General features: G+C 66.4%; 4 protein-coding genes and 1 riboswitch. All 4 genes read left to right on the forward strand.

Annotation, left to right across the window (positions count from 1 at the left end; all coding sequences use genetic code 11):
• Nucleotides 1-957, forward strand: a 957-nt coding sequence (locus P2Q66_RS01010; RefSeq protein ID WP_275724873.1) for a PLP-dependent transferase, incomplete at its 5' end; no start/stop codon positions are given.
• A gap of 152 nt (nt 958-1,109) precedes the next feature.
• Nucleotides 1,110-1,225: riboswitch (SAM riboswitch) on the forward strand.
• A 12-nt stretch (nt 1,226-1,237) separates the two neighbouring features.
• Nucleotides 1,238-2,353: a homoserine O-acetyltransferase gene (locus P2Q66_RS01015; protein WP_275724874.1), complete on the forward strand. Its 1,116-nt coding sequence runs from the start codon at nt 1,238-1,240 to the stop codon at nt 2,351-2,353.
• A gap of 179 nt (nt 2,354-2,532) precedes the next feature.
• The gene (locus P2Q66_RS01020) at nt 2,533-3,915 is read left to right on the forward strand and encodes an MFS transporter (RefSeq protein WP_115525527.1); all 1,383 of its coding nucleotides are present in this window, start codon (nt 2,533-2,535) and stop codon (nt 3,913-3,915) included.
• 104 nt (nt 3,916-4,019) lie between these two features.
• Nucleotides 4,020-5,138, forward strand: coding sequence for an alcohol dehydrogenase catalytic domain-containing protein (locus tag P2Q66_RS01025; RefSeq protein WP_275724877.1), 1,119 nt, complete (start codon nt 4,020-4,022; stop codon nt 5,136-5,138).
• Nucleotides 5,139-5,193 lie beyond the last annotated feature (55 nt).

The following is a 5,193-nucleotide window of genomic DNA, read 5'->3' on the forward strand; positions in this document are numbered from 1 at the left end:
AAGTTCGGCATCAGCGTCACGTTCGTGGCGGATCCGGACAACCTGGACCAGTGGCGCGACGCCGTGCAGCCGAACACCAAGCTCTTCTTTGCCGAGGTGGTGTCCAATCCGCGGCAGGATGTCCTGGACATCGAAGGCGTCTCCCAGGCCGCCCACGAGGCAGGTGTGCCGTTGATCGTGGACAACACGCTGTCCACGCCGTACCTGATCCGTCCGCTCGAGTGGGGCGCGGATATCGTGGTCCATTCGGCCACGAAGTACCTGGGTGGCCACGGCGCAGCCATCGCCGGCGTCATCGTGGACTCGGGCAAGTTCGACTTCAGCAAGGACCCGGAGCGGTTCCCCGGCTTCAACACCCCGGACCCCACCTACAACGGGCTGGTCTATGGGCGTGACCTCGGGGAGGGTGGCGCCCTGGGCGCCAACCTGTCCTACATCCTTAAGGCACGCGTCCAGCTCCTGCGGGACCTGGGCTCTGCTGTTTCGCCGTTCAACGCCTTCCTGATCTCCCAGGGCCTGGAGACGCTGAGTCTCCGCGTGGAACGCCACGTGGCCAACGCCGCGGAGGTTGCCCGCTGGCTGGAAGCGCGTGACGACGTCGAATCCGTCGCCTACGCGGGCCTTCCCTCGAGCCCCTGGTACGAGCGTGGCCGTAAGTACGGACCGAAGGGGACCGGTGCCATTGTGTCCTTCAACCTGGCCGGGGGTGCGGAGGCCGGCAAACGGTTCGTGGACGCCCTGGAGCTGCATTCGCACGTGGCCAACATCGGGGACGTCAGGTCCCTGGTCATCCACCCTGCGTCCACCACCCACAGTCAGCTCTCCCCGGAGCAGCAGGCCGTGGCCGGCGTGACCCCCGGGCTGGTCCGCCTGTCGGTGGGAATTGAGCACATCGACGACATCCTGGCCGATCTCGAGGCCGGCTTCCGTGCAGCAAAGGCGGCGTCGGGCGCCTGACCAGGATCAAGGCCCGACGGCGGCCGGAACGTCAGGCGGGCAGGCAGCCTCCACAGCAAACAGGCAGCCAGGGCCGGCGTGCCCGGGCCGGGGAAGTCACAACCAGTCACACTCTTGGCTTGGGACGGGTGGTGTTTCGTACACTCGAACCAGGTCATGAGTGCCAGTGACAGCCCCGGCTTGCTGGCCGGCAACCCTCCTTCCGCGGTGGGGTGCCCCGGGTGAAGACCTGGCCTGCCGGTCATTCGACGGCGGGCAAGCGCGTAGAAGAGGTCTTGCCATGACGGTTACCGTCACCCGTACCACCGTTCCCGAACACGGGATTGTCCGCTACGCCTCCATTGGAGGCCTGGAACTTGAGGCCGGCGGCTATCTTCCCGAGGTGACGCTCGCCTACGAAACCTGGGGCACCCTCAACGCGGACGGCAGCAACGCCATCCTGATCGAACATGCCCTCACCGGCAGCACCCACGTGACCCGGGGCGACACCGACGAACCGGGCTGGTGGGAACAGCTGGCCGGACCCGGCGCACCCGTCGATACAGACCGTTTCTTCGTTGTCTCCATCAACATCGTGGGCGGCTGCTACGGATCCACCGGCCCGTCCTCGCCTGCCCCCGACGGGAACCCCTGGGGTTCCCGCTTTCCCCTGGTCACCCTGCGGGACAGCACCGTGGCGGAGGCCCGGCTGGCTGACCAGCTCGGCATCCAACGCTGGTTTGCCGTCCTGGGCGGTTCGATGGGCGGCGCCCGCGCACTCGAATGGGCTGTCACCTACCCGGAGCGCGTGCAGCGCTGCGCGGTCATCGCCGTAGGGGCCGCCAGCACGGCCGAACAGATCGCCTTCGCCCAGGCGCAGACTCTCGCCATCCGGCAGGACCCCAACTTCAACGGCGGCGATTATTACGGCGGCCCTTTCCCCGAGGCCGGACTGGCACTGGCGCGGCGCATCGCACACATCACCTACCGCTCAGCCGCCGAGCTGGAAGGCAGGTTCGGCCGTGCCCCGCAGGCTCCCGAATCGCCGTTGCAGGGTGAGTGCCTGGCGGAACGCGGACGCTACCAGGTGGAGAGCTACCTTGACCACCAGGGCAACAAGCTGGTGCAGCGGTTTGACGCCAACAGCTATATCGCCATCACCGAGGCGCTGATGAGCCATGACGTGTGCCGGGGGCGCGGCACGCTGGCCGAAACACTGGCCGCCAGCCAAGCCCGCTTCTTTGTTGCCGCCGTGGACTCCGACCGCCTGTACTTCCCGTCCCAGTCACGTGAGCTGGCCCGGGCGCTTCCGGGGGATGTGGACGTCCACCTGATCGAGGCGCCCATTGGCCACGACGGGTTCCTGACCGAAATCGGCCAGCTGGGACCGCAGCTCCAGAGGCATCTTTCCGAGTAGCACTGCTCCCTCCTTTGCCCGGATGTGCGTTTATGCAGATGTGCTCTGCGAGATTCGCCGTTGAGCTGGGCTGACAGGCGGACCATACTCAATGGGACCCGGCGGTTCGTGGCCAAAATCACACGTAGCCGCCCCAATGCGTCCCAGTGGTGTCGACGACGACGCCGAAGGAGTAACAGATGAGCACGGAAAGCTCCGCCGCACGGCGGACCGAGGAAACCGACGTCAAGGCCTCCGGCCTGAAGAAAGTCGTCACGGCCTCCATGGCCGGCACCGTTGTGGAGTGGTACGAGTTCTTCCTCTATGCCTCCGCCGCCACCCTGGTGTTCGGCAAAATGTTCTTCCCCAATTCAGGGACCGAACTGGATGGCATCATCGCCGCCTTCGTCACCTACGCCGTAGGCTTCGTGGCGCGCCCCATCGGCGGCATCGTCTTTGGCCACTTCGGTGACAAATTCGGCCGCAAACAGCTGCTGCAGCTGAGCATCATCCTGGTGGGCGTGGCCACCTTCCTCATGGGATGCCTGCCCACGTTCGCCCAGATCGGTTACTGGGCCCCGGCCCTCCTGGTGTTCCTGCGCTTCGTGCAGGGCTTCGCCGTCGGCGGCGAGTGGGGCGGCGCCGTGCTGCTGGTCGCAGAGCACAGCCCCAGCAAGTCCCGCGGTTTCTGGTCCAGCTGGCCGCAGTCAGCAGTACCGATGGGCAACCTGCTGGCCACCGGCGTGCTGTTCACCCTTTCGGCCACGCTGTCCCAGGAAGCATTCCTGGGCTGGGGCTGGCGCGTCGCCTTCTGGCTCTCTGCGGTCATCGTGATCGTCGGCTACTACATCCGCACCAAGGTCCAGGACGCGCCGATCTTTCTCGAGGCCCGCAAGGAAGTCACCGTGGAGAAGAAGGGCTACGGCGTTGCCGAAGTCTTCCGCCGCTACCCGCGTGGTGTCTTTACCGCCATGGGTCTGCGTTTCGCCGAGAACATCCTGTACTACCTTGTGGTGACGTTCTCCATCACGTACCTCAAGGTTGTAGTCCAGACCGACACCTCCCGCATCCTCCTGCTTCTGCTCGTGGCGCACTTCATCCACTTCTGCGCCGTGCCGCTCGTCGGCAAAATGTCCGATGCGTTCGGCCGGCGCCCGGTCTACATGGCCGGCGCCATCCTCGGCGGCACCTGGGGCTTCTTCGCCTTCCCCATGATGGACACTGCCAATGACATCGTCATTCTGGCCGCCATCACCATCGGCCTGCTGTTCCACGCGCTGATGTACGCGGGCCAGCCGTCCATCATGGCCGAGATGTTCCCCACCCGCATGCGGTACTCGGGCGTTTCCCTGGGTTACCAGGTGACCTCCATCGTGGCCGGTTCACTGGCCCCGATCATCGCCACATCGCTGCTGAGCAGCTTCAAGTCCTCCACTCCCGTGGCGCTGTACCTCCTGGGAGCCTGCATCGTGACGGCAATCTCCGTGTTCTTCCTCAAGGAAACCCGGGGCATTTCGCTCCACGATGTAGACGCAGCCGATGCCCAGGGCACGGCCGACCTTCTCGCAGCCGGCAAGAAATAGGCAACGCCACCACAAAAGCCAGACAGCACGCCAACTGCCCGGACCCGCCACCACGCAGGGCCGGGCAGTTGCGCGTCAGCACCTCGAGGAAGTCAGGATTCTCCATGAAAGCAGCCGTTCTTTACTCCACGGTCCCGTCCGGAACCAGCTACACCCAAGCGCACCCGCTTCAGGTGGAGGAGCTCGACCGGCCCGAACCCCGCGCCGGCGAGCTGGGCATCCACATCACCTATTCGAGCCTGTGCCACTCTGACCTCTCCGTGGTGGACGGTTCCCGCATCAGGCCGCTCCCCATGGCGCTGGGGCACGAGGCTGTAGGACGGGTCGCCGCCGTGGGCCCCGGCGTCACCGATGTTTCCCCGGGGGACCACGTAGTCCTCGTCTTCGTCCCCAGCTGTGGTGGCTGCCGTGCGTGCCGGGCAGGCCGCCCGGCGCTCTGCCACCGCGCCGCCGACGTTAACGGGTCGGGGGACCTCCTCCATGGCGAGGCCCTGCTGCGGACTCCTGCCGGGAAGCGCATCAACCACCATCTGGGGGTTTCGGCATTCGCCGATTACGCCGTGGTGGCCCGTGAATCAGTGGTGGTCATCGACGACGACGTCCCGGACACCGTAGCCGCAATGTTCGGTTGCGCCGTGCTCACCGGAATGGGGGCCGTCCTCAACACGGCGGCTGTCCAGCCCGGCCAGTCCGTAGCTGTCTTCGGGCTCGGTGCCGTGGGGCTCTCGGCCGTTATGGCCGCGGCGCTCGCCGGTGCCTCCTCCGTGATCGCCATCGATCCCAACGCCGCCAAGCACGGGCTCGCGCTAAAGTGCGGGGCAACGGCCGTAGGGACCCCGGATGACGCTTCCCGCCTGATTGCCGACGCCTCCGGTGACGGTGTGGACACCGCCGTCGAAGCTGTGGGGTCTGCCCGGGTCATTGCCTCGTGCCTGGAGCACGTAACGCGCGGTGGCTCCGTAGTCTCCGTAGGGCTGCCGCATCCCACGGCGGAACTGACGGTGCCGGCGCTCCAGTTCGCCGGTGCGGGCAAACGGCTGCTGGGCTCGTACATGGGGGACGCCGTCCCGGGCCGGGACATCCCCCTCTACCTTGGCTACTGGCGGGAGGGCAGGCTTCCCGTTGAACTGCTGCACACCGACACCCGGCCGCTTGACCAGATCAACGAAGGCCTTGACGCACTCGCTGCGGGGCAGGTGGTGAGGCGGCTCTTCCAGGCCTGACAACTGCACCGGGTCCCAGGACCAGGACCCCAGGGACCAGGGTGCCAGGGCCTAG

This window comes from Arthrobacter sp. Cr_A7, assembly GCF_029222765.1.
GTDB lineage: Bacteria > Actinomycetota > Actinomycetes > Actinomycetales > Micrococcaceae > Arthrobacter.

What these genes read in the sequence shown, in the direction of transcription:
- P2Q66_RS01015 (WP_275724874.1), top strand. Translation starts at nt 1,238, where the DNA reads ATGACGGTTACCGTCACCCGTACCACCGTTCCCGAACACGGGATTGTC.
- P2Q66_RS01020 (WP_115525527.1), top strand. Translation starts at nt 2,533, where the DNA reads ATGAGCACGGAAAGCTCCGCCGCACGGCGGACCGAGGAAACCGACGTC.
- P2Q66_RS01025 (WP_275724877.1), top strand. Translation starts at nt 4,020, where the DNA reads ATGAAAGCAGCCGTTCTTTACTCCACGGTCCCGTCCGGAACCAGCTAC.